An 18,827-nucleotide genomic window follows, 5' to 3' on the forward strand; every position below is an offset into this window, starting at 1 on the left:
CTCTTCCCCAAGAGCCAGCACCTCGTGAACGTCAGCGAGCGCAATCGCAAAGCTCTGCCCGGCGACCTTGACGGTCAGGAATGGTTTACCCGCATCAACGGGGTTTGCATGTCGGCTGCTCGCGCCGAAATCACCCGATCGTCGGGCGGCGCCTGTGTTTTGCCTCCTGGGGCTTGTGGGGCGTACTTGCGCGGTCAGACGCGCATCGAGATCGCTTATCCTGTCGTTATCGTCGGCTACGATTTGCAGGACTGCGTCCACCATCAAACCGATGCGTTGGCCTCGCTCGTATACAATGCAGCATCCATCAACAACTCGGCCATCTCCTTCGTCGCCGAGCACGTGGCCAAGGTCGAAGATCGGAACTGGTTCTCCGCGAATGTTGGCAATTCCCAAAAGGCTCTCAGGCCCGTGGGGGACCCTTGTGATGCGGGGAGCTCGTACGACTTCCGCCACCTTGTTCGCATCCAAAGAGAGGTATCGGTTGCCCAACCGGAACTTCAAGTTCCGGCTTTTCTGCTCCGATAAGCCAGATCGCATCATCGTTCAGGCTCCAGCGAGCTGGAGCTCATCCGCAAGCGAAGCTATCTCTTCAATCGCTGCGGCCAAATCCTCTGCTCCACGAGATTGTTGACGGGCGGCGGCAGCAGCCTCAATGGTGGCGGCACTTGCCTGCTGCGCGACTGTTGCGATCTGTTCCGTGCCGGCGCGCACCTGTTGAGTTGCGCTGAGGACGCCTTGAGCCGCTTGCTGGATCGCGCTGTTTCCCGTCGCGATAACCGCCACCTCCGCTTCGATTGCACCCAGGCGCTCGACGAGTTGCATGTTCTTGGCCACCTCGCCGTCAAGCGACAGTACGATCATCTCCAGATCGCGAAGGACCACGGCGATCTTGATCTGGATGATCCGCACAATGTCTTTGACGCCATCGATATTTTCAGCCGCATCGGAGGCGAGTTTGCGGATATCGCTGGAGACAATTGCAAATCCCCGGCCAGCCTCACCCGCGCGCGCTGCCTCAACCGAGCCGCTGACGGCAAGCATGCTGGTCTGGACCGCCACCAGAACTATGCGGTCGACGGCACGCTCTATCTGGAAGGCAACCTCATTGAGATCCGAAAGCACGCTGAGCGCTGCGCGCGAGTGGGCGAGCGCTTCGCCAAGACCGGAGGCGACACTGGAAATCCTGGTTCGGCTCTCCTGCAAGAGCTTCAGGACCGAAGCGATGGATTCTCCAGACCCCTGCGCACTTCGATGGGCACTCGCCCCACTTCGTTCGATCTGCGCCATTGCTGCGTTGGCTTGCATGGTCGCTGCGGCCTGTGCCTCCGCACCGCGGCTGATCTGTTCGACCGCGATCAAGATCTCTCCGGCAGCGTTCGCAAGTTCCTGAACCGTGGCCGACAGTTCCTCGGCTGCCGAGCTGACCTCGACGGATTTGAATGACGATCCAGAGCCCGACATCAGTTCGTCGGCAAGCGCTGCAAGCGCCTGGGCGGTTTTCTGGCTTTGATCCAAAGCGGTACTTTGTTGCTGGACGGATCGATGCGCCTCGGCCGCAGCTGTGGATTGTTGTTCAGCCGCGGCCGAAACGGTTTCCGATCCCCGTTGCGCCTCGCGTGCGGCAATTTCGGCTTCGACCGCAGATGTGAGAATGGACTGACTGCTGTCGAGCAGATCCGTCAGGCTCGTTCGCACTGCGGCGAGATTTGTGCTTATTTCCTGCCCCGAGAGAGCCTGAGCCTTTGCGATCTCCGCGGCATTCCTAACCTTTTCGGACACAGCGGCGACACCAGCCACGATGCGCCCTGCGTTTTGGGTAACGTCCCTCGAACCCCGTTCGGCGATTTCGGCAAGCGCCCTGACTTCGTCTGCTACGACAGCGAAACCTTTGCCATCGTCGTCGGCCCGCGCAGCCTCGATGGCGGCGTTCAGCGCCAGGAGGCTTGTGCGGTCAGAAATATCGGCCACGGTGAGGGTCGTCGAACCGATTGCTTCAGCCTGGTCTTGGAGTTGCGCAATGACGTCCACAGCCGAAAGCTGACGATCGGCGCCCGAAGCCAATGTCCGTACCGACACCTCAATTTGGACGGCAGCGTCGGTGATTGTCGTCTGCAGTCCTTCGGCGCGCCGGCGCGCGTTTTCGGCCTCCATCCGGGCGTCGGAAAACTGGAGCAGGAGCTGCCCGGTCCCAGCAAGTGATTCATGAGCTGCACTGGCCGCTTCTTCCGCACCACTTGCAATCTGCTCCAGTGTCCGATTGAGCTCGTCAGCGGCGGATGCAGCTTGCGCAACCCCGCTTGCAAGCTCGTCGCTCGCCGTTGCGATACGCTCTGCAGCTTTCTGCTGGCGAAGCCGGGATCGGTCTTGGGCGCGACGCGATGACGCCGTCTTTTCAACGGCGGTCACTGGCTGTGGGGATACCACTTTTGCTGCGCTGCGCTTTATCGCCAATTCGGTTGTTTTCACCAGTGCCATCAAGAGGGTCCGTCTGTGTTGATGATCGGACGGCATGCCGAACCGATAGCGGTTTGAATGAGGCGAGGACGAAGGATCGCGACGACTAGTCGTCGAAGTTCAAGATCATATGCGGACCCTACCCGGTGCGCAGTGTCTCGGTCGCGATCGCATTCAACAGTATATCCGGATGGCAGGGTTTGGTAAGAAAGATACCCTTGCTGAAGACACTCGACGCTTCATCGTCGGGCGCAGGAGCTTGTCCCGAATAGACGACAAACGGCACGGATCGTTGCAGAAGGGTCTGTGCAATCGATGTGCAAAAACCGTCTCTGACGCGGGGGTCGAGAATGCCCACCTCCGGGGTATTCGCCTCTAGCCATACCGCGGCATCCGCGCATGAACTGAAAACCTGAACAATCTCAAATCCCGCTTCTGCCAACAGTTCTTCCAGATCAAGTGCAATGATTGGCTCATCTTCAAGCACGAGAACGGATCGAGCCTCAGTCACGAACATTCTCCAACCCCATGTGTCGGCAGCGGCAAGCCACAAAAATCACAAGGGTTAACTAGGGTGCCACTGTCATTCGTCAACGAGCCGCAGGCAACGATTATTACCACCCTACGTTCGGCCGGCTGGCCAGTTCCCATGCGATGGCAACTAGATGAGAGAGGAAATCATCGGGCACGCGTGTGGTTACCACCGGTTTCGCAATTGGGTGCCACAATGCGCGTTAGAACGGGTTCGACCCTCGCGCGAACTTGCGGTGCGGGCACGCCTTATGACGATGGAAAGAATTCGACAAGCTCATCCATGCGTGGGTGAATACGGGCGCTGCCTGTAGGGCGAGCGCCTGAAGGAAAACTGGCGCCTTCCTTCCAACAAATCCAGGATTGCCCCGAATTTCTCATCCCACCAGAAAGCGGAACTGATTATCGTCACCCGATACGGTCCACCCACTCGGGCAAGCCTCTTCAATCACCCGCTCTATCTCGCGAGGGTCATATGGTTTTCTTTTCAGGGTCGGCGTGCCGCGAAACTCGTTCGAAAGGCCTGCCGAGCAATGGCCGTTGGCGGACACGAACGGTATTTTGCGACGGCGTTAGATCGTCGCCGCAGGAAAGGAGGCGGCAACAAAATCAAGAAGGAGGCGAAGGCGGATCACAGTCCTCATTCCGCGCCTCTGGAGTGCTTTCATTCGAACTCGAACCGACGCATTTCGTTGAACGTGTACAGGAATTCCCGGTCCGACCGTGAGGTATGGCATCGCTGACAGCGCGCAGTGTTCTCGTCCATCTTGATCGTGCCGTCTGGCTTAAACCACTGAAACTGCCAGTCGGCGGTGCGACGGCTTTCGTCGTAGTCCCGTCCCCAGTTCTCGCCTTTTTCCATGATGAAGTAGCGGAAGACCTCGCCGTCGCGGTAATCGACCAGTGCGACTTGAGTGCCATTCGGAACTGGCCGGCCCGCTCAAAGCTATTGTCGGCGTTGGGCCGAAAGTTAACCAACGAACCTCTGTCCTAGAAGAGAATCGAACCCGCAGCCGGATCTTTCCGGGCGTGCGACTTGCAAATGACTATGCCAAAAGTCACGAGCGCACGGATTTTCGCAGCATCACGGGTGCACGGAAATCGGACCCATCGAGCGATTCGCACCCAGGGCTCTAAACACACGGATCGTATTTGCATGAGAAATAATGCTTGCAGAATTAGCAAGCATCACTATATTTGCTAGCATGAACAGCAAGCAGAAAAAGACTCTCGTGGCGGTTTTCAAAGATCCGATCTCGGGAACCATCGAATGGGCCGCTATAGAAAACCTGCTTGTCGCTGCCGGCGCGAACGTCATCGAAGGAAACGGCTCGCGCGTTAAGTTCGAAAAGGACGGCATAATCGCGAGCTTCCATCGTCCTCATCCCGACAAGGAGGCAAAACGTTATCAAGTTCGCGATGCTCGCGAATTCCTGACGCAAATTGGAGTAGAACCATGAACACCATGACTTACAACGGTTATCACGCTCGCATAGAATTCGACGCGGAGGACGAGCTGTTCTTCGGCAAGATTGCTGGCATTTCTGACGTAGTCGGGTTTCACGGGGACAGCGTTGCTGAACTGAAGAAGGCGTTCCATGAGGCTGTCGATGATTACCTTGAGACCTGCAAGAGCATCGGCAAAGAGCCTCAAAGACCCTATTCCGGCAAGATGATGTTTCGAGTTGCTCCCGAAGTGCATCGCCGAGCTGCTCTGGCTGCCGAACTTTCGGGGAAGAGTCTCAATCAGTGGGCCGAGGAGGCATTAGAAGAAGCCGCGGCGCACTTCGCAGAGGCCCGCCTTTCGGCATAGGCCATTCGCTTCCCCGCAAGGTCGGCCGGCAGGGCTCTCGTCCGGGTCGAGGTCAACGGTCGTCACCAACACTAGAATGAACTTGGGCGTAAGGAACCCTCAATTCATCCGAGGTCGGACGAAACTCGCGACGGGGCGATGATCCAAAGGTGCAGTTCAGTCGTTAGACAACTTTAGGTGGCGCAGAGCCTTTGCAATGATCGCTTGCGGAGAAAGCCTGTCCAAGCAGGCCGATGGCAGTTGTTGCTACCTCAGTAGAAAATCCATGTTCGCAACGGGCCGACTCTGTCTGCGCAAGCCGGCTACCGGGATGCGGCGATTGTCGCCAGCTAAAACCTGAACCGCCTGCGTCGGGGTCATGATTACCGCGTTGGCAAATTCAAGTTTCTTCGGAAGGCGCGCAAAGCCTTCGTTGGTGGTCACGAACACATGGCGCCCGCCATTTTCATGTGCCCAGAACGCCTGAGCAGCGCCCAGGCAATTGCGCCAATGCCAAGCAGCGGCGCTGGACAGATCCTTTTTGTCCAAGCCGTAGCTCACCGCGTAGTCCGACCATCGTGCTGGCGTCGTCGGAAAAAGGGTTCTGAAGATAAGTCGCTCGCGCTCAATCGCCGCTTCATCACTCATAATAGAGAAACCATGGAATGAAAAACCGTGTCGCCCGATCGGCCGCAAGAGGCTGATGTGACCAAGTCCGAGCGCGCTCATTCGGCTTTCAAAGTCTGCAAATCGTTTTAGATGTGCGCCACCGGGCTGACGTTCATATGCGCTCGAAGCCAAAATGGCGATATCCGCCTCTCCACGCCTTGCGGCCTCAATCAACGTGCGAATGTCGCCGTGGGCCGATCTCTTCTCATCGATGTTGATGAGACAGTTGTTTTCGAGCGTAAAACTCCGCATCACTTCACCATGTTGCTCTAGTCACTCAATGCTCGCCATTTGCGAACCAAAGCCCCACATAACTCTCACTCTGGTTCTTAAAGCGATGCGCGCATCGTGGACATTCGGCTTGGCAGTAAAGAACAAACGAACAAGCGATCGCTCGAAGGTAACAAGGACACAAATCGCCATGGCGGTCAGTTCCAAAAGGAACATTAGGCGACGACAAACGCAAAAATCATGAACTCTCTCCGCTCAGCGGGGAGCTGCTTGTTCTTGTCCGCACGGGTCGGCTCGATCGGCGACAATCGCCTGAGAGGTTGGATCTTACCAAGCCTCGAAGGCTGCCTTAAACCACATCGTGCGCACCGCTTCAGGCGAGATGAGCCGCACGCGCGCCAAAGCGGCGGCGGTCAGCCGCGTCATCGATCGGCTGTCGAAGAACTCGAATTCCATGCCAAAACGGTCCGCAATCGGCTTAAACTCATCCTTCAGCACTTCTAGCTCCCGCCCCCCTTCGGAGCGGAAACTGACACGCATGAAGTGACCGGTATCAGCGTCATCGAACTGTGCGCTGTCGGTGATGTTGCATTCATCTTCCGCCAGGAAGGAGGAGATAGCGGCGACGATGCCGCGGGTGGATGCGCAGCGCACGCGCAGGGCAAACTCGACATTGGTGTTCCTCTTTGTGGATCAGGATGCGGCTGGTGTTGCCAAGCTGCGCCTCAACGATGCCGGGACAAATCTTGAGACCGACACCGCACAAAGGCTTCGCTGCTCCAAGCCCATTTTTGATCACTCAGGCAACCCGGCTAATCGGTTGGATAAATGGTCCGCGATAAGTCACCCTCTGCGGGTGGGGAAATTGCTTCGTCCTCATCCAGAAGGCTCAGCCTGGCGATCGCGGTGTCCGATATGCTCGTCAGAAATTCAGCCTGGGTCCAACCCAAAAGGCAAGCTTCCTCGACAAGGACCTGGATTGCATAGTGCACCGTCTGCTGGAGTTCGACCTTGCGCTCAAGCGTCCCAGGGGGCTGATTTGGACGTTCAATCATGGCTTTTCTCTCGTTTGGAGATTAAGGTACTGGCGCGGCAGCAGATCGGGCCCGGCGGATAAGATCAAAACACCGTGCTCAGACTATCGTTCCCCTCTTTCGACTGAAGACTGGCGTTAACATCATGAGCCTCGATTTTGAGGCCGCCCCCAGTCCACTTTCGCTCGTCAGTAAAGTTGATACGCAGTGCCATCGGGGCATGGAACATCAGCTGACCGGAACAAGAGATGCCGGGTGGAGTTTAAGCGTCTACCGATGCTCCTTCTAACCCAAAGGAAAAGCCATGACCAACCCAGCCTCGGTCCGCGCCATTGGCGATCCATCCGCCACAAATTCGACGATGAGCAGGCCACCGACCTCGCGTTAACAGCGATCGCGACCTCCGTCGTAAATCAGCAGATGCCTGAACGGGAATATATGACAGAAGAGGAGAAGCACATGGTAAGCACTGCACTTAAAGCCCTGCTAAGTGTCCTTGCGGTGGCAGGATACCAGAACAGGGAGAAGATCGGGGAGCTTCTGAAAGGTCTGACCCAGAACCGACAAGACCAAGGGCCAACCGGTCAGCAGGAGGCCGGAGGAGGTTTGGGTGACCTGCTTGGCGGTCTGACTGGAGGCTCTGGTGGCCTCGGGGGCTTGCTCGGCGGTTCATCGACCGGCGGCGTGTTGAGGGGTGGTCTCGGCGATCTCCTCAAACAGTTCGAGCACAACGGACACGGGGAGACCGCAAAATCCTGGGTGCAGACCGGTCCAAACAGCGAGATTGATGATAGGCAGTTATCGGAAGCGCTCGGGCCGGAAGTCCTGGAGGATCTTTCCGCGCGGACGGGTCTTTCTCCTGAGGAGATTTTGAGCCGCCTCAGCCGAGATCTGCCAAAGGCGGTTGACGATCTGACCCCCAACGGCGTCCTGCCTCAAGAGGACGACCCTTTCGAAGGGCAGATCACTCCTCCACCCAAGACCCAAATCATATAGTCGAAGAGGCCGCCGCAAGGCGGCCGCTTCTTTGGCGTTTCTCAGGCGGGCGTTGCACAGGAATCAGACGCGCTACCCTAGCGGCACCTCCACAATCACGTTGCATACTTGGCTCGACCCGGAACATCGCACCCGTTCCGGACGCTGTCGGCGCTCTCATCTCCTTTTCAAGCCATTTGGTCGTGACGAGGATCGTTGCGTGTTTTATTTGGCGTGAATGTCTGCCAACAAGATCTTGGCGAGTTCGACGAACTGAACCGCGCCGGGTTTGTCGGAGGCTCCAACTTCTGAGAAAGTGGAGCCGATATGAGCAAGACAACCAACAAATTTTCACCGGAAGTCCGCGCCCGAGCAGTGCGGATGGTTTTGGATCACCAAGGCGAATATTCCTCGCGATGGGCAGCGGTTTCCTCGATCGCCGCCAAGATCGGCTGCACGGCGCAGACGCTCAATGAATGGGTGAAGAAGGCGGAAGTGGACGATGGTTCCCGGCCCGGACTCCCCAGCGAAGTGGCCGAGAAGATGAAGGCTCTGGAGCGGGAGAACCGCGAGCTTCGGCAGGCCAATGAGATACTGCGCAAAGCGTCCGCTTATTTCGCGATGGCGGAGCTCGACCGCCCATTGAAGCGATGATCTCCTTCATCGACGAACACCGGTCGGTATTCGGGGTCGAGCCGATCTGCAGACTGCTGCCGATTGCCCCATCAACCTACTACGAGAACGTTGCCAAACGCCTGGACGTGGACCGGTTGTCGGTCCGCGCCCGCAGCGACATTGCATTGAAGATCGAGATACGCCGTGTGTTCGAGGCGAACTTCCGCGTCTACGGCGTGCGCAAGGTCTGGCGGCAATTGAAGCGGGAAGGCTTCGATATAGCCCGCTGCACCGTCGCCCGGCTCATGCGATCGATGGGACTTCAGGGTATCATCCGGGGCAAGCCGATCCGCACGACGATCCCGGACAAGACGGCTCCCAGCCCGCTTGATCGGGTGAACCGCCAGTTCAAGGCTCCTGCGCCGAACAGGCTCTGGGTGTCGGATTTCACCTATGTCGCCACCTGGCAGGGTTTCGTCTACGTGGCGTTCGTCATCGACGCCTTCGCCCGCCGCATTGTCGGCTGGCGGGTGAGCCGGACGGCGCATGCCAGGTTTGTCCTCGATGCCCTGGAGCAGGCGCTTCATGAGCGGCGTCCCGTTCATGGCGGCGGCCTCGTCCATCACAGCGATCGCGGTGTCCAATACGTGTCGATCAAGTATTCGGAGCGACTGGCCGAGGCGGGAATCGAGCCTTCCGTCGGAAGCGTCGGCGACAGCTACGACAATGCGCTCGCCGAAACGATCAACGGTCTCTACAAGGCCGAGGTCATTCATCGGCGCGGACCATGGCGCACCTTCGAAGCGGTTGAATTCGCCACCCTAGAATGGGTCGACTGGTTCAACCATCGACGGCTTCTGGAGCCCATCGGCAACATTCCGCCAGCCGAAGCCGAGGAGCAGTATTACGCCATGCTGGACGAACCAGCCATGGCTGCATAACTTAAACCAAACGGCCTCCGGCAAACCCGGCGCGGTTCAAACTGACCCGTTGGATACTTTGATAAATACGCTTCAATCATCTCGGCGTTACCGGTGTCCCGCACCGTTTCCCAGAATGAAACCTCGATACCTGGCTCGCCCACCCCAGACCCACCTTGAGCAACGCGCGCGGCTGCGAGTTCGGCGAACTCGCCCGCAGGGTATCGCTTCAGATATAGGAGATATTCGGCCGGGTCATCGCTCTCCTGTACCGCCTCCCAAAAAGCCACCTCAACCCGGCGCGCTTCATCTTTGTCTTGGTCTTCCGGCAAGGTCTGATCGACCGAAGAGGATCGCTCCGGGTGTTGGACGGACGTTAGCTCTGCACTGGGGCTTGGTTCGGACTGCGGGTCAAACAGAACACGGAACACCCGGAGCGGGCGCGAAATGTTCTTGACCTGGTGCTCACCCAAATCCTCAAAGGTGGTGTCGACGCGATCGCGCAGATGATCTCGTACTCCTCGCGTTACACAGATGCCGCCGGCATCGGCCAAGCCTTCAAGCCGAGCGGCGATGTTGACCCCATCCCCGAAGATATCGCCGTCTTTCACCAGAACATCGCCGACGTTGATCCCGATGCGGAAGTACATCTTGTGTTTGTCGGCAAGCGGCCGGTTGGCACGCCACATGGCCTGCTGGATGGCGATCGCACAGTTGAAGGCATGCACAATCGATGGGAATTCCGCCAACACGCTGTCCCCCGCGGTCCCGAAGATCTCTCCATGAGCACTTTCAATAAGGCCGTCGATGATAGTACGATGCGATGTCAAGGTCGCCAGGGTCTGCTCTTCGTCGGCATTCATCAACCGCGAGTAACCTTCGATATCGGCAGCCAGGATCGCTGCAAGCTTTCTTTCAAGTGGTGGCGCCTCCATGTGAACGATCCGATCCAACGCGTGCGTTTCGATGTGCAGTCGATCATCAACCGATGAGCACGCGGCTTTGTTCCTTCCGTAAACGTTTGATCTCATCCGCGGGCGCATCACCCAAAGGCCGAATTTTGCTCGACCGAAACTCGAGGTGGAGTGCCGCAAGGGTTCTAACAGGGTAGTTCCACTCCGCTTCCCCTCGCACCAAGGCATCGGCCAGAGGGTGAAAGGCTTCAAAGTTGACGTCCTACAAGCCTCAGCGCAGGACTCCTGCTTCACGGGCAGCTTCCTCAAAGGCCAATCGGGCCATGTAACCAGGCAAGTGACCATTCATGGCTTCGAGACAGGTGGTCAAAGCAGCCTGATATGCTGGACCGGATCTGGATCCGGACCAATTGTTTCGCAAAACCGCTACCGCTTCACTGGCTGATCCAACCAACACCTCGTGATCCGCATTGGGCAGGCTTATCACAACGCTTTCGTTCCAGGGTGCCGGTTGTTTTGCTTTCTCTAGATCGCGTCCGTAGCGTTCCTCGCGTTCCCACCGATCCTCTGCCATGGCGTTCTCCTTCTCGAACACCTTCAAACCGGAAAAACAGGAATGTGTTCCCAGTTCGAGCAACGAGGTTGGGCACGGATCCGCCCCCTTTTTTAGCCGGTCTGCCTTCTTCCCGTTATCGAGGTGCCCCCCGCAAGGCTCCTTGTTCGGAAACTGTTGATGGGGTCGCGAAGCGACAGCCCCCCCCCCCCCCCGCACTTTCACGCGGCGTCTTTCAACGCGTCAGGACGTTGTAGGTGGCCCACCGCTGATCTCGCAGACTGCTTCTATCCCCCGAGTGACGAATGTCGGGATTTCGCCGGCGTCCAGTTGGCGCCGAGTATCTTTAGCACTGCTTTGCTCTCCGCTGAGGCCATAAAGCTACGGGCGCGGGATCGTCGACGGGCAAACTCTTCCCGTGGCGGGATCGGCCGCCTGTGGAGTCGTCGCACCGTTGTCCCCGGAACCATCGCAGCAGGCACATTTGAACAAATGCGTAGCCAAGGCGTTTAGCTGCTATCCACAATTCACAGGAGGAAATGACATGGATTGGGACCGTGTTGAAGGTAACTGGAAGCAATTCAAGGGACAGATCAAGGAACAGTGGGGGAAACTGACCGACGACGACTTGGACCAAATCGCTGGCAAACGCGATCAGCTCGAAGGCAAGATACAGGAACGGTATGGCCTCGAAAAAGATCGGGCACGACAAGACGTGGATGACTGGTTCGGCCGGCAAACCTGGTAATCTTCAGAGCGCCCCGCCCCAGGCGGAGCATCTGGTGTGCCCCAAGCGGCCCGACGGCTACGGCGCGTCGGGCCGCTAAACTGCCCTCCAAACCGGTCGGGAAAACTTGCTTCAGATAAACTCGCGCGCTGTTCGCCGCGAAAGAGCATCCATTTTGTCTTGAAGGCGATACGACTCTCGGGGGGAAAGGGTGCTCGATCGGGCGGCAGTTCGAGCTGCACAACTGAAGCGAATTTCTCCAACCTCACCTCAAGATGCCGAGTGCCTGCCACGCGCCGGCTTCCGGTGATAGACCCACAAGACCGTGTTCGGATCCCATGACGAGTTGTATATCGTGGGCCGAAAGTAGAGGGCCGCCTGACCATCGTGCTCAGTTGTCGGTAGCCCCGTAGATCGGCCCTCAAGCCAGATCTCGCGGCCGGAAACACTGACGCTTAGGCAGTTCGACTGGCCAATGAACCCGTAAACGAACTGAGACGGGTGACCGGAGATCTCGTCCGGCGTGCCCGTCTGCTCGTTTGAGCCGTTGTTCAGCACCACAATACGGTCGGCTAGCTCAAGCGCCTTCCCCTGGTCGTGCGTGACAAAAACAGTCGTGTATCCAGTTCGATCGTGGATGTACTCGACGAGGGTGCACTGTTCGAGAGTGCCATGTGGCTCGAGCACCCCGACGCGGTGCGGACGAATAGGGAACTTTTCGGATCGATGGCCGTTTGTGATTTGCCGATGATCCCGACGCCGGATCATCGACCGGGCTGCGACGCGAAGGCGTGCGGAACCCGCCAGGTACACGCTCGCTTGGCCCCGTTATCGCCTTTCGGGGCCATTTTTTTGTGTTCGCTCCCTGCCGACAGGAACCTGTTCAGCCCCGTGCGTTTTTTCGCTTGTCTTGATGCCAAGTGTCCCCCGAAGTAGCCCCTCGCCTCGTCGCGCCCGACGGGGCCACTTCTTTATGAATTGATCGACAGGGGATTCCCGGACCTGCGATGGCTTTGGCCCACTAGGTGCCCGACGGATGAGCCGCACGCGCCAGCGCGCCGCCTGGTCATTTCTTACGGTGTAATGGAACCGATACGAAGTCTCGACGTTTCTGGCTTCGTGAGACCCTGAGCCCCCGATCAGGGTGACACCTTCACAATCCGCCCGGAAGTGAAGTACTCTCTCTCGATAATTGCCTCTGGCCTCGTCCCGACGGGGCCATTTCTTTTATGATCCCTAGTCGCCGCGGCCATTACCACGACGGGGCCCGCGGTCGCCGATGAGGATTATCGTCGTGGGTGGACGAAGGCGCCCGATTTAGCGGCGAATGCATTGAGCAGGATCGGCGCGGCGCCGTGGGAGTGGACCCCGTTCCAACACAGCCTGTTGGCTCTGTCGACGGAAGGGGCCTTTTCCTTTTTAGTCGCTTCCTGCGTGCGTCCATTAAAAAAGACAGCCCCATCGCTGGGGCCGTGAGGTAAAACATCTGACGCTTCTGTTGAACGGTCCGCAGGCAAACCGCGCTCGATAGGCCCCATCTGCGGAGTTGAGGTTGAAGGTGGGGCCTAGAGGCGCTTTCGATCACCAAGCGGCGGTCGAGCAACACGTTAGAACGTAGGAAAGCGCCAACGGTTCCACCATGGGACTTCAGTCCCATAACCCCGGCGCAATGGTCCTAATCCCGTGGAGAACTGACCCCGATACGCTATTTCTAAACCTCAGCCTATGGCGAACTATTCGGCATAGGCCGACAACGACACCAGGGCAGCCTGCCCGTCCCTTCGGTTCGCTCTGGTGTCGTTGCCGACCGGAGGAATGGACTATGTACGAACAATACCGCTACGGCGGGCCACCGAAAAAATTCTCGACAGGGTTTCTTATCGGCGTGATGCTCTTGGCGATGCTCGTCATCGGCGGATACCTCGTCGTGAACAGCGCGTTATCGCACGAACCTCAACAATCCGTCGCCATCGTCCTTCCGACACCTTTGGCATCCTCGAAGTAGTTCTCGACTGAAACAGGAAAGCAGCCATGAGACTGATGCACTTAGGGCGAACCCGCCTTGAAATGCTCTGCCACGATATCGCCCTCAGCGACGCCAAGCCAGAGAGCGCTGCCTACTCGATCTCTTCGAGGCTTACGCGTTCGTCTCCTCAACGCGAGCTTCTGCGGGAATACCCGGCCCGTAAAGAGCAGATTGCCGAACTCCAACAGATCTACGCCGACAAGGTAGAGTCGTCGCCCTACTCACGCTAACCGATGAGCTACTATTTCCATGAGCATGGCCAAGCGCAAGCGTTATCCCAGTATCCCCGATAAGGGCGGAGACAGTTTTGCGCCTGATAGCGAAGTGGGTCGCAGTATGGCTTCACGGCCTCAATGGAGGAGCGGCTCTACTGAAAAAAATCGACGTCAGATGGACCCCGGTGAAATCCCGGCCTTCGTCGACGACGTCATCGAGGCAGGCTGCGACATCTGCGCCGTGGGGCATGACAGCTACGTGATTAGCGAAATTGAGGAGCAGACCGCAACTAAGGAAAAGCTTGACCGAATAGTAGAGAAGTACGGCGATCGCGACGCCCTGAGGTGGGAGATCGTCGCCTACCTTTGGTCGATTGGCCGGTTCCTAGAGCTTGCGTCCGAAATCACCCGTCACTAGTTTCGCAAACTCCCGCGGGCAGACACAGTGCCGAGGCTACGGGTAGAATAAAAGCCTCTGCCGGGATCGGCAGAGGCCAATGCACGCTGGTGCAAGCGGCTCGTCTGAGCGGATGGAGCACGCTTCAAAAGCTACTGATGAAGGGCGGGGCGACAATTCACCCCAATGGAAGTGCATGCTCCGCCGACATGGAAAGTTTCGCTTCTTGAGCTACCATTGGGAGCGCGCCATATGGGAACGGTTTAGGCTGCACGCCTCTGGGTCTTGATCGCCTTGGAAGTTGGCTTGTCGCCCTTAGCCCTGACGCCATAATTTCGTATGTCTTCAACTGCCCGCCGTCGACCTCCTGCAGAATCCCCTTCATCACGTGCCCGAATAGCCCGAAATGGGTATTTCCCCGGTGGAACCAGGCAAGCCCTGCCGACGTTTTGTGGACGCGAATACCACGAACGCTCTGCCGCCCTTCATGGGAGGTCCCAAATGTACTTTCATTCGGATGATCTCAACTGCGCTCTCGGCCCTAAAGACGTAGAAATGCTGCATCGAGTATTTGAGAGGACCTGCTTCTTAGCGGGATTTCCCAAACTTTCCAAGCGAGGCAATCAACTGGCAAGATTCCTGATTGACGAGTTCCGTGTCGGCCATACCGACGAGGCTTGCCTCCTGGAGTGCGCTCTCTGGTTCACAAAGCGGGATACGCGACAATCGGAGTTCTCGTCTCGTCGTGGGCTGGGTGAAATATCCCGTGTTCGTGGCCCGGCACATGAGTAATCTGGAGGCTACATGGGTTTAGTTCACCTCGGACGGGCGCGCTTGGCAATGGCTCTGCCCGCTCATCGCGAACGATTGCGTTCAGTCAAAGATCATGGTTTGTACGACCTCTTCGAAAAATATGCGTTGGCGGCAAATACACTCGATGCTCTTCAGCGCGAGACGCCCCGACGGGAGGAGCGAATCCATGATTTTCAGCAGCTTTGCCTGGATTTACAGGCTGAGGTCGTCGTCGTGCTTGACCGGCTGCACGAGGAGAGCTGGTAGTCAGACGCAAATTGCATTCACAAACGTGATACGTCTGATCGCCTCAGCGAAGCTCACACCGAATGCCATCACCGCTTGAGGGATGATGTTACGGTCGGAATCAATTCCTCTCGCGCCACCTGAAAGGCGATAGCCCAACACAAAGCAGTCAGGCGGAGAACGCGGAAGTCTCGAGCCACGGGGATCCTCTGTTTCAGTGACCGATCACCTCGCCAGCTCTCAGTTCCGATTCGCGTCCTTCAGAACTGGCAAAGTGCATTTCTATCGACCGCCGTTCTCGTTACTCTCTCGATCTTCCCTAGGGTCCGTGGTTCCTCTTTCTGCCCCCCGCAATGGGGCATAAGGACACCTTGGAGATGGCTACCAGGGCGTATTCGACAGCGGCAAGCCCGCGCACCTCAACTGGCCCGCGACCGGAGGGCAGGCCCCTATAGCGTGGCCGGAGAGGACATCGACGCTGCTCGCTGAGAGGCGCGGGAGCGGGTTCTGATTTCCCAACTCAACCAACGCGTTAGGAACATTCTCGTGGTTGTTGCGGCAGTTGACGCATGTTCTTGAGCTTCGTTGATTGAGCGCCGGGGATATTCGTCTTGGAAAATCTCGCGGGTGCGACGGTCGTTCCCACGACCGCTCCAACCGCGCCCACTCGCCGAGCGAACTATTCTTTCGACCGGTCCGGTGCGGCCTGATCGAACCCCACGTCCCAGTCTTTCGGAGGTTCCCTATCTCCTGGCGGACCGCGGTGACCCGACATATCCTCAGACCCGGTGATCACGGTCGGCTTGGCGCTCGATACTCCCGTGCTCTTGCGGTTGCCTTGGGGCTCCGCAAACTGGCCCTTCGCGTCGGCCCTGGTCTTGGTCGCGTCAGAAGGGCGATTTCTCGCGGGTTCCCGATTGTTTTCGCCGGCCGCATCCCGATCCTTTTCGGGATCATTCGGCCTCGTTTTCTCCGGCCCTTCCCATCGCGGTGACTGGTCAGCGCTGCCCGGCGCGCCATCGTTCGGTTTGGTAATCGACATGTCTGCCTCCTTTTCGAAAGGCCGAACAGGCGATGCGCGTTGAAGTTCCCATCGGGATGCATCCGCACAGGCAGGCGCGCTGCACGTATGCGGGTTCGACACCCAACGTCGCGGGGCGATTTTTTGCTCGGCGGGGAACCATATCGATCCCCCACGCTTCTGTTGGTCCCCGCCGACTCTAGGGCGGGACCAACCGAGGAGAACGACAATGGCAAATCAACGCAGCCAGGGCGGCAGCAGCGAACAGCATCGCAAGGCTGGCGAACAAAGCCATAAGAACGACGACAAGCAGCGACAGTCCGGCGGTCGCGAAACCGGGGCTGGCAAGAGTGCCGGTTCGGGCGGGGCTAAGAGTGGCGCTGGCACCACGGGCGGCGGTCGCGGCACCGACCGCAAGAGCTGAGGTTCCATGGAAAGGCGGCCAAGGACGTGCACGACTCGATGACGTCGACCGAACCCAGAGGTTTCGGGAAGTCGGCAGGTCACAGTGCCTCGAGCCCTTCCCGGGATCAGATGACGCGGAAGTCCGTCTGGAGACTGAGGACGAAATGCGGACTGTCTGCCCGGTTCCAGGCGAGGTCGCGAGTGCCGATTTGTCCACTCGCTAACCGGACGGGCTGGCTCATCCTGGTTTAGCATACCGGACGGGCTGGCTCATCCTAGTTTAGCATGATGACCGTCCGCCATCCCGGCGGGCGGTCCTTTTTGCATGAAAGCGTTGACAATCTTCGGAACCACCGGTCGCCGAACCGTGTTTTGCGTTGGCGTGTACCAACGAGACAGGAGACAGGAACCATGAACATCATCGCACAACAGGTGCTCACAGATCCCGGAGGCGTGATGACCGTCGAATGGGTTGCAGAAGGCGGAGATGTGATTTCCGTTCGCCTACAAAGCACTGGCGGAGACCTTGGCGTCGATGCGGCCGTGACCAAGGCCAAAGCTATGATGGTGCAAGTAGCCGCGTTCGAAGAGGGGGATGACCGCGAAATCGTCGGTGGCGATGAAACGGGATCGCCGGCGGTGGAGTCTTTGAGAAGCGCGCGCAGCGCAAAGGATACCGGCACTCTGGAAGAACAGCTCGACGAAGGTCTCGAGAGTTCGTTTCCCGCAAGCGACCCGGTTGCCGCGACCACCAGCTCTATTCCGACCGGACGCTCCGATCCCACGAAGAACGAAAGCTAGACACGCGGCCCGCGCGCACGTCTTCTTTGCTCGATCGCCAGCGCGTTGCCAGCGGGCGCTCGGCTGCACCCCGGATCCCGCATACGGCTTAACTCTTTCCACTTGGCAGTTGGACCTGCCGACAGGAGACCTATCATGAAACAGCTCGTTCTTGCTTCACTCGTGCTCACTCTGGCCGGTTCGGCCCTCGCCCAGTCCGCAATGGAAAAGTCCGGCATAAACTCGCTGATCGGTGCTGCACCTAAAACACAGGATTTCGTCCAGGAAGCGGCGACAAGCGATCTGTTCGAAGTTCAGTCCAGCAGGCTTGCTTTGGAAAAGGGCGATGCCGCAACGAAGGCCTTCGCTCAGAAAATGGTCCAAGACCACGAAAAGACGACTGCTGACCTCAGTGGCCTCGTCTCCAGTGGCAAGGTCAAGGCGACCCTGCCGAAGACCATGACGACCGCTCAAAAGGACATGCTCGCCAAGCTGAACGATCTCAAGGGCGAAGACTTTGGGAAACAGTACCGTTCCGATCAGCAGGAAGCGCATGAAGATGCGGTGGACCTGTTCAAGCGCTACAGCGAAGGCGGAGAAAACGCTGAGTTGAAGGCTTGGGCTGCAAAAACGCTTCCGGCCCTGGAGCACCATCTAGAAATTGCGAAGAACCTTATCAAATAGCGCAATGGCGGTTCGAGGGCACGGCCGCGACTATCCGAGATGAAGCTCGATGTGACGAGGATCGCGGTGCGAGCGTCCGGGTCTAACTGGCGGGGCGCAAAATTGCGCTTTGATCGATTGAGCCGCAGCATCATCCAGGTTTTAAACCCGGTACCGATGGGGCTTACTTTGGCGCTTGTTGGAGGGCCTTAGTTCTCGTCACCCGGATATGCAGAGTTCTTCAGCAGGGTGGCAACATGGGATGCATTGCGGGCAAGCATTGCAATCATCGTTTTTACCGGCTCAGGGGTCTTTCTCAGATCGACGAAGTTGGTAGAGCCCATCGCTTCGCCAACCCAGTAAGCGACCGCATTTGCCGGAATGGTGAAGCCGACGTCGTTGAGTGCCTGAAAAACTTCAGCGGAAACGTGATGGGCGCCGTCTTCGTTGCCGACGACAGCAACGACGGCAATCTTGCCGTAAGAAACAATGCGCCCTTTTTCGTCGGTTTCATCAAGGAATGCGTCCATCCTCTCCAGGGCACGCTTGCAGACACTCGATGGCTGCCCGAGCCAGATGGGCGTGCCGATGAGCAGGATGTTGGCATCGAGGATCTTCTTGCGTATATCGGGCCAATCATCCCCCTCACCTTCATCGGAAGTCACGCCTGGTTTTACGTTGTGATCGGCCAGGCGGACCGTCTCAGTGTCGACGCGATGCTTCTCGAATTCCGCCGCAATAAGACTTAGGATTTTATCGGTGGACGACGCCTCGGTGGCTGCGGAGGATTTTAAGGTGCAGTTTAAGGCAAGCGCTTTCAGGGGCATCGACGGATCCTTCTCACTCGGGACGGGTAACCGGGTT

The 18,827-nt window shown here is 58.1% G+C and carries 21 protein-coding genes, 4 pseudogenes and 1 other annotated feature; of the genes and pseudogenes, 13 read left to right on the plus strand and 12 right to left on the minus strand.

All coding sequences use genetic code 11. From position 1 onward, the window contains the following. Nucleotides 1–258: 258 nt before the first annotated feature. The 5 genes and pseudogenes from OVA00_RS40235 to OVA00_RS38715 all read right to left on the minus strand — a co-directional run. Nucleotides 259–543, minus strand: a pseudogene (locus tag OVA00_RS40235) (chemotaxis protein CheW); the annotation flags it as partial. Nucleotides 544–546: 3 nt separating this feature from the next. Then, a complete protein-coding gene (locus OVA00_RS38700; protein ID WP_268091166.1) occupies nt 547–1,290 on the minus strand; it encodes a methyl-accepting chemotaxis protein in 744 nt (247 codons plus the stop codon). Nucleotides 1,291–1,713: 423 nt separating this feature from the next. Next, a pseudogene (locus OVA00_RS39875) lies at nt 1,714–2,514 on the minus strand (methyl-accepting chemotaxis protein); the annotation flags it as partial. An 82-nt stretch (nt 2,515–2,596) separates the two neighbouring features. After that, entirely contained in the window at nt 2,597–2,974 is a 378-nt protein-coding gene (locus OVA00_RS38710) for a response regulator (protein WP_060606946.1), read from the minus strand. Nucleotides 2,975–3,652: 678 nt separating this feature from the next. Continuing rightward, nucleotides 3,653–3,925 (minus strand): annotated as a pseudogene (locus OVA00_RS38715) (cytochrome P460 family protein); the annotation flags it as partial. A gap of 268 nt (nt 3,926–4,193) precedes the next feature. Here OVA00_RS38715 and OVA00_RS38720 point away from each other — a divergent pair. Then, nucleotides 4,194–4,448: a type II toxin-antitoxin system HicA family toxin gene (locus tag OVA00_RS38720; RefSeq protein WP_060607022.1), complete on the plus strand. Its 255-nt coding sequence runs from the start codon at nt 4,194–4,196 to the stop codon at nt 4,446–4,448. Beyond that, nucleotides 4,445–4,801, plus strand: a complete 357-nt coding sequence (locus tag OVA00_RS38725; RefSeq protein WP_060606947.1) for a type II toxin-antitoxin system HicB family antitoxin — start codon at nt 4,445–4,447, stop codon at nt 4,799–4,801. The genes OVA00_RS38720 and OVA00_RS38725 overlap by 4 nt, the downstream gene beginning before the upstream one ends. A gap of 246 nt (nt 4,802–5,047) precedes the next feature. On the opposite strand, the gene OVA00_RS38730 is transcribed toward OVA00_RS38725, so the two are convergent. From OVA00_RS38730 to OVA00_RS38740, 3 genes are all read right to left on the minus strand, one after another. Next, nucleotides 5,048–5,701, minus strand: coding sequence for a hypothetical protein (locus OVA00_RS38730; protein WP_110819440.1), 654 nt, complete (start codon nt 5,699–5,701; stop codon nt 5,048–5,050). A 306-nt stretch (nt 5,702–6,007) separates the two neighbouring features. Further along, nucleotides 6,008–6,334, minus strand: a complete 327-nt coding sequence (locus tag OVA00_RS40240; RefSeq protein ID WP_192340595.1) for a hypothetical protein — start codon at nt 6,332–6,334, stop codon at nt 6,008–6,010. A gap of 158 nt (nt 6,335–6,492) precedes the next feature. After that, complete coding sequence (locus OVA00_RS38740; RefSeq protein WP_113189015.1) at nt 6,493–6,735, minus strand: hypothetical protein; 243 nt, start codon at nt 6,733–6,735, stop codon at nt 6,493–6,495. A gap of 438 nt (nt 6,736–7,173) precedes the next feature. On the opposite strand from OVA00_RS38740, the gene OVA00_RS38745 reads away from it, so the two are divergent. Continuing rightward, on the plus strand, nt 7,174–7,710 hold the full coding sequence (locus tag OVA00_RS38745) for a YidB family protein (protein WP_060520266.1): 537 nt from the start codon (nt 7,174–7,176) through the stop codon (nt 7,708–7,710). Between the two features lie 306 nt (nt 7,711–8,016). Further along, nucleotides 8,017–9,245, plus strand: a protein-coding gene (locus OVA00_RS38750) for an IS3 family transposase (protein WP_268088781.1) whose coding sequence is annotated in 2 segments (ribosomal slippage) — nt 8,017–8,311 and nt 8,311–9,245 — 1,230 coding nt in all. Because the reading frame shifts where the segments join, the coding sequence is not laid out codon by codon here. Beyond that, nucleotides 8,298–8,414: a sequence feature (AL1L pseudoknot), on the plus strand. It overlaps the preceding gene by 117 nt. On the opposite strand, the gene OVA00_RS38755 is transcribed toward OVA00_RS38750, so the two are convergent. Both OVA00_RS38755 and OVA00_RS38760 read right to left on the minus strand, forming a co-directional pair. Further along, nucleotides 9,209–10,177 (minus strand): adenylate/guanylate cyclase domain-containing protein, encoded by a 969-nt coding sequence (locus OVA00_RS38755; RefSeq protein ID WP_268091034.1) that lies wholly within the window; start codon nt 10,175–10,177, stop codon nt 9,209–9,211. The two genes, OVA00_RS38750 and OVA00_RS38755, sit on opposite strands and share 37 nt — an antisense overlap. A 232-nt stretch (nt 10,178–10,409) precedes the next feature. Next, nucleotides 10,410–10,712, minus strand: coding sequence for a DUF982 domain-containing protein (locus OVA00_RS38760; protein WP_162741325.1), 303 nt, complete (start codon nt 10,710–10,712; stop codon nt 10,410–10,412). Nucleotides 10,713–11,235: 523 nt separating this feature from the next. Here OVA00_RS38760 and OVA00_RS38765 point away from each other — a divergent pair. The 6 genes from OVA00_RS38765 to OVA00_RS39890 all read left to right on the plus strand — a co-directional run bounded on the left by OVA00_RS38765 (nt 11,236) and on the right by OVA00_RS39890 (nt 15,583). Further along, nucleotides 11,236–11,439 (plus strand): CsbD family protein, encoded by a 204-nt coding sequence (locus tag OVA00_RS38765; protein ID WP_029742764.1) that lies wholly within the window; start codon nt 11,236–11,238, stop codon nt 11,437–11,439. A gap of 1,801 nt (nt 11,440–13,240) precedes the next feature. Further along, nucleotides 13,241–13,423 (plus strand): hypothetical protein, encoded by a 183-nt coding sequence (locus OVA00_RS38770; RefSeq protein ID WP_029742765.1) that lies wholly within the window; start codon nt 13,241–13,243, stop codon nt 13,421–13,423. Nucleotides 13,424–13,449: 26 nt separating this feature from the next. Beyond that, entirely contained in the window at nt 13,450–13,674 is a 225-nt protein-coding gene (locus tag OVA00_RS38775; protein WP_029742766.1) for a hypothetical protein, read from the plus strand. A 25-nt stretch (nt 13,675–13,699) separates the two neighbouring features. Then, nucleotides 13,700–14,077 (plus strand): hypothetical protein, encoded by a 378-nt coding sequence (locus OVA00_RS39885; protein WP_326494166.1) that lies wholly within the window; start codon nt 13,700–13,702, stop codon nt 14,075–14,077. 783 nt (nt 14,078–14,860) lie between these two features. Beyond that, nucleotides 14,861–15,115, plus strand: coding sequence for a hypothetical protein (locus OVA00_RS38785; RefSeq protein ID WP_034800476.1), 255 nt, complete (start codon nt 14,861–14,863; stop codon nt 15,113–15,115). 228 nt (nt 15,116–15,343) lie between these two features. Next, nucleotides 15,344–15,583 (plus strand): DUF6766 family protein, encoded by a 240-nt coding sequence (locus OVA00_RS39890; RefSeq protein ID WP_326494182.1) that lies wholly within the window; start codon nt 15,344–15,346, stop codon nt 15,581–15,583. 190 nt (nt 15,584–15,773) lie between these two features. On the opposite strand, the pseudogene OVA00_RS38790 reads toward OVA00_RS39890, so the two are convergent. Beyond that, nucleotides 15,774–15,962: pseudogene (locus OVA00_RS38790) on the minus strand (hypothetical protein); the annotation flags it as partial. 382 nt (nt 15,963–16,344) lie between these two features. Here OVA00_RS38790 and OVA00_RS38795 point away from each other — a divergent pair. The 3 genes from OVA00_RS38795 to OVA00_RS38805 all read left to right on the plus strand — a co-directional run bounded on the left by OVA00_RS38795 (nt 16,345) and on the right by OVA00_RS38805 (nt 17,984). Then, nucleotides 16,345–16,539: a hypothetical protein gene (locus tag OVA00_RS38795; protein ID WP_029742771.1), complete on the plus strand. Its 195-nt coding sequence runs from the start codon at nt 16,345–16,347 to the stop codon at nt 16,537–16,539. 392 nt (nt 16,540–16,931) lie between these two features. Beyond that, on the plus strand, nt 16,932–17,321 hold the full coding sequence (locus OVA00_RS38800) for a hypothetical protein (protein ID WP_029742772.1): 390 nt from the start codon (nt 16,932–16,934) through the stop codon (nt 17,319–17,321). 135 nt (nt 17,322–17,456) lie between these two features. Further along, on the plus strand, nt 17,457–17,984 hold the full coding sequence (locus OVA00_RS38805) for a DUF4142 domain-containing protein (RefSeq protein ID WP_192445774.1): 528 nt from the start codon (nt 17,457–17,459) through the stop codon (nt 17,982–17,984). 188 nt (nt 17,985–18,172) lie between these two features. Here OVA00_RS38805 and OVA00_RS38810 read toward each other — a convergent pair whose 3' ends face one another. After that, nucleotides 18,173–18,790 carry a flavodoxin family protein gene (locus tag OVA00_RS38810; RefSeq protein WP_112975839.1) on the minus strand — a complete coding sequence of 206 codons (618 nt, stop codon included), beginning with the start codon at nt 18,788–18,790 and terminating at the stop codon, nt 18,173–18,175. Nucleotides 18,791–18,827 lie beyond the last annotated feature (37 nt).

It is taken from the genome of Ensifer sp. SL37 (assembly GCF_026672675.1).
Classification (GTDB): domain Bacteria; phylum Pseudomonadota; class Alphaproteobacteria; order Rhizobiales; family Rhizobiaceae; genus Ensifer; species Ensifer adhaerens.

What these genes read in the sequence shown, in the direction of transcription:
- OVA00_RS38765 (WP_029742764.1), top strand. Translation starts at nt 11,236, where the DNA reads ATGGATTGGGACCGTGTTGAAGGTAACTGGAAGCAATTCAAGGGACAG.
- OVA00_RS38730 (WP_110819440.1), bottom strand. Translation starts at nt 5,701, where the DNA reads ATGCGGAGTTTTACGCTCGAAAACAACTGTCTCATCAACATCGATGAG.
- OVA00_RS38800 (WP_029742772.1), top strand. Translation starts at nt 16,932, where the DNA reads ATGAACATCATCGCACAACAGGTGCTCACAGATCCCGGAGGCGTGATG.
- OVA00_RS38740 (WP_113189015.1), bottom strand. Translation starts at nt 6,735, where the DNA reads ATGATTGAACGTCCAAATCAGCCCCCTGGGACGCTTGAGCGCAAGGTC.
- OVA00_RS38770 (WP_029742765.1), top strand. Translation starts at nt 13,241, where the DNA reads ATGTACGAACAATACCGCTACGGCGGGCCACCGAAAAAATTCTCGACA.
- OVA00_RS38725 (WP_060606947.1), top strand. Translation starts at nt 4,445, where the DNA reads ATGAACACCATGACTTACAACGGTTATCACGCTCGCATAGAATTCGAC.
- OVA00_RS38760 (WP_162741325.1), bottom strand. Translation starts at nt 10,712, where the DNA reads ATGGCAGAGGATCGGTGGGAACGCGAGGAACGCTACGGACGCGATCTA.
- OVA00_RS38795 (WP_029742771.1), top strand. Translation starts at nt 16,345, where the DNA reads ATGGCAAATCAACGCAGCCAGGGCGGCAGCAGCGAACAGCATCGCAAG.
- OVA00_RS38720 (WP_060607022.1), top strand. Translation starts at nt 4,194, where the DNA reads ATGAACAGCAAGCAGAAAAAGACTCTCGTGGCGGTTTTCAAAGATCCG.
- OVA00_RS38710 (WP_060606946.1), bottom strand. Translation starts at nt 2,974, where the DNA reads ATGTTCGTGACTGAGGCTCGATCCGTTCTCGTGCTTGAAGATGAGCCA.
- OVA00_RS38700 (WP_268091166.1), bottom strand. Translation starts at nt 1,290, where the DNA reads ATGGCGCAGATCGAACGAAGTGGGGCGAGTGCCCATCGAAGTGCGCAG.
- OVA00_RS38785 (WP_034800476.1), top strand. Translation starts at nt 14,861, where the DNA reads ATGGGTTTAGTTCACCTCGGACGGGCGCGCTTGGCAATGGCTCTGCCC.
- OVA00_RS38745 (WP_060520266.1), top strand. Translation starts at nt 7,174, where the DNA reads ATGGTAAGCACTGCACTTAAAGCCCTGCTAAGTGTCCTTGCGGTGGCA.
- OVA00_RS38805 (WP_192445774.1), top strand. Translation starts at nt 17,457, where the DNA reads ATGAAACAGCTCGTTCTTGCTTCACTCGTGCTCACTCTGGCCGGTTCG.
- OVA00_RS38775 (WP_029742766.1), top strand. Translation starts at nt 13,450, where the DNA reads ATGAGACTGATGCACTTAGGGCGAACCCGCCTTGAAATGCTCTGCCAC.
- OVA00_RS38810 (WP_112975839.1), bottom strand. Translation starts at nt 18,790, where the DNA reads ATGCCCCTGAAAGCGCTTGCCTTAAACTGCACCTTAAAATCCTCCGCA.
- OVA00_RS39885 (WP_326494166.1), top strand. Translation starts at nt 13,700, where the DNA reads ATGGCCAAGCGCAAGCGTTATCCCAGTATCCCCGATAAGGGCGGAGAC.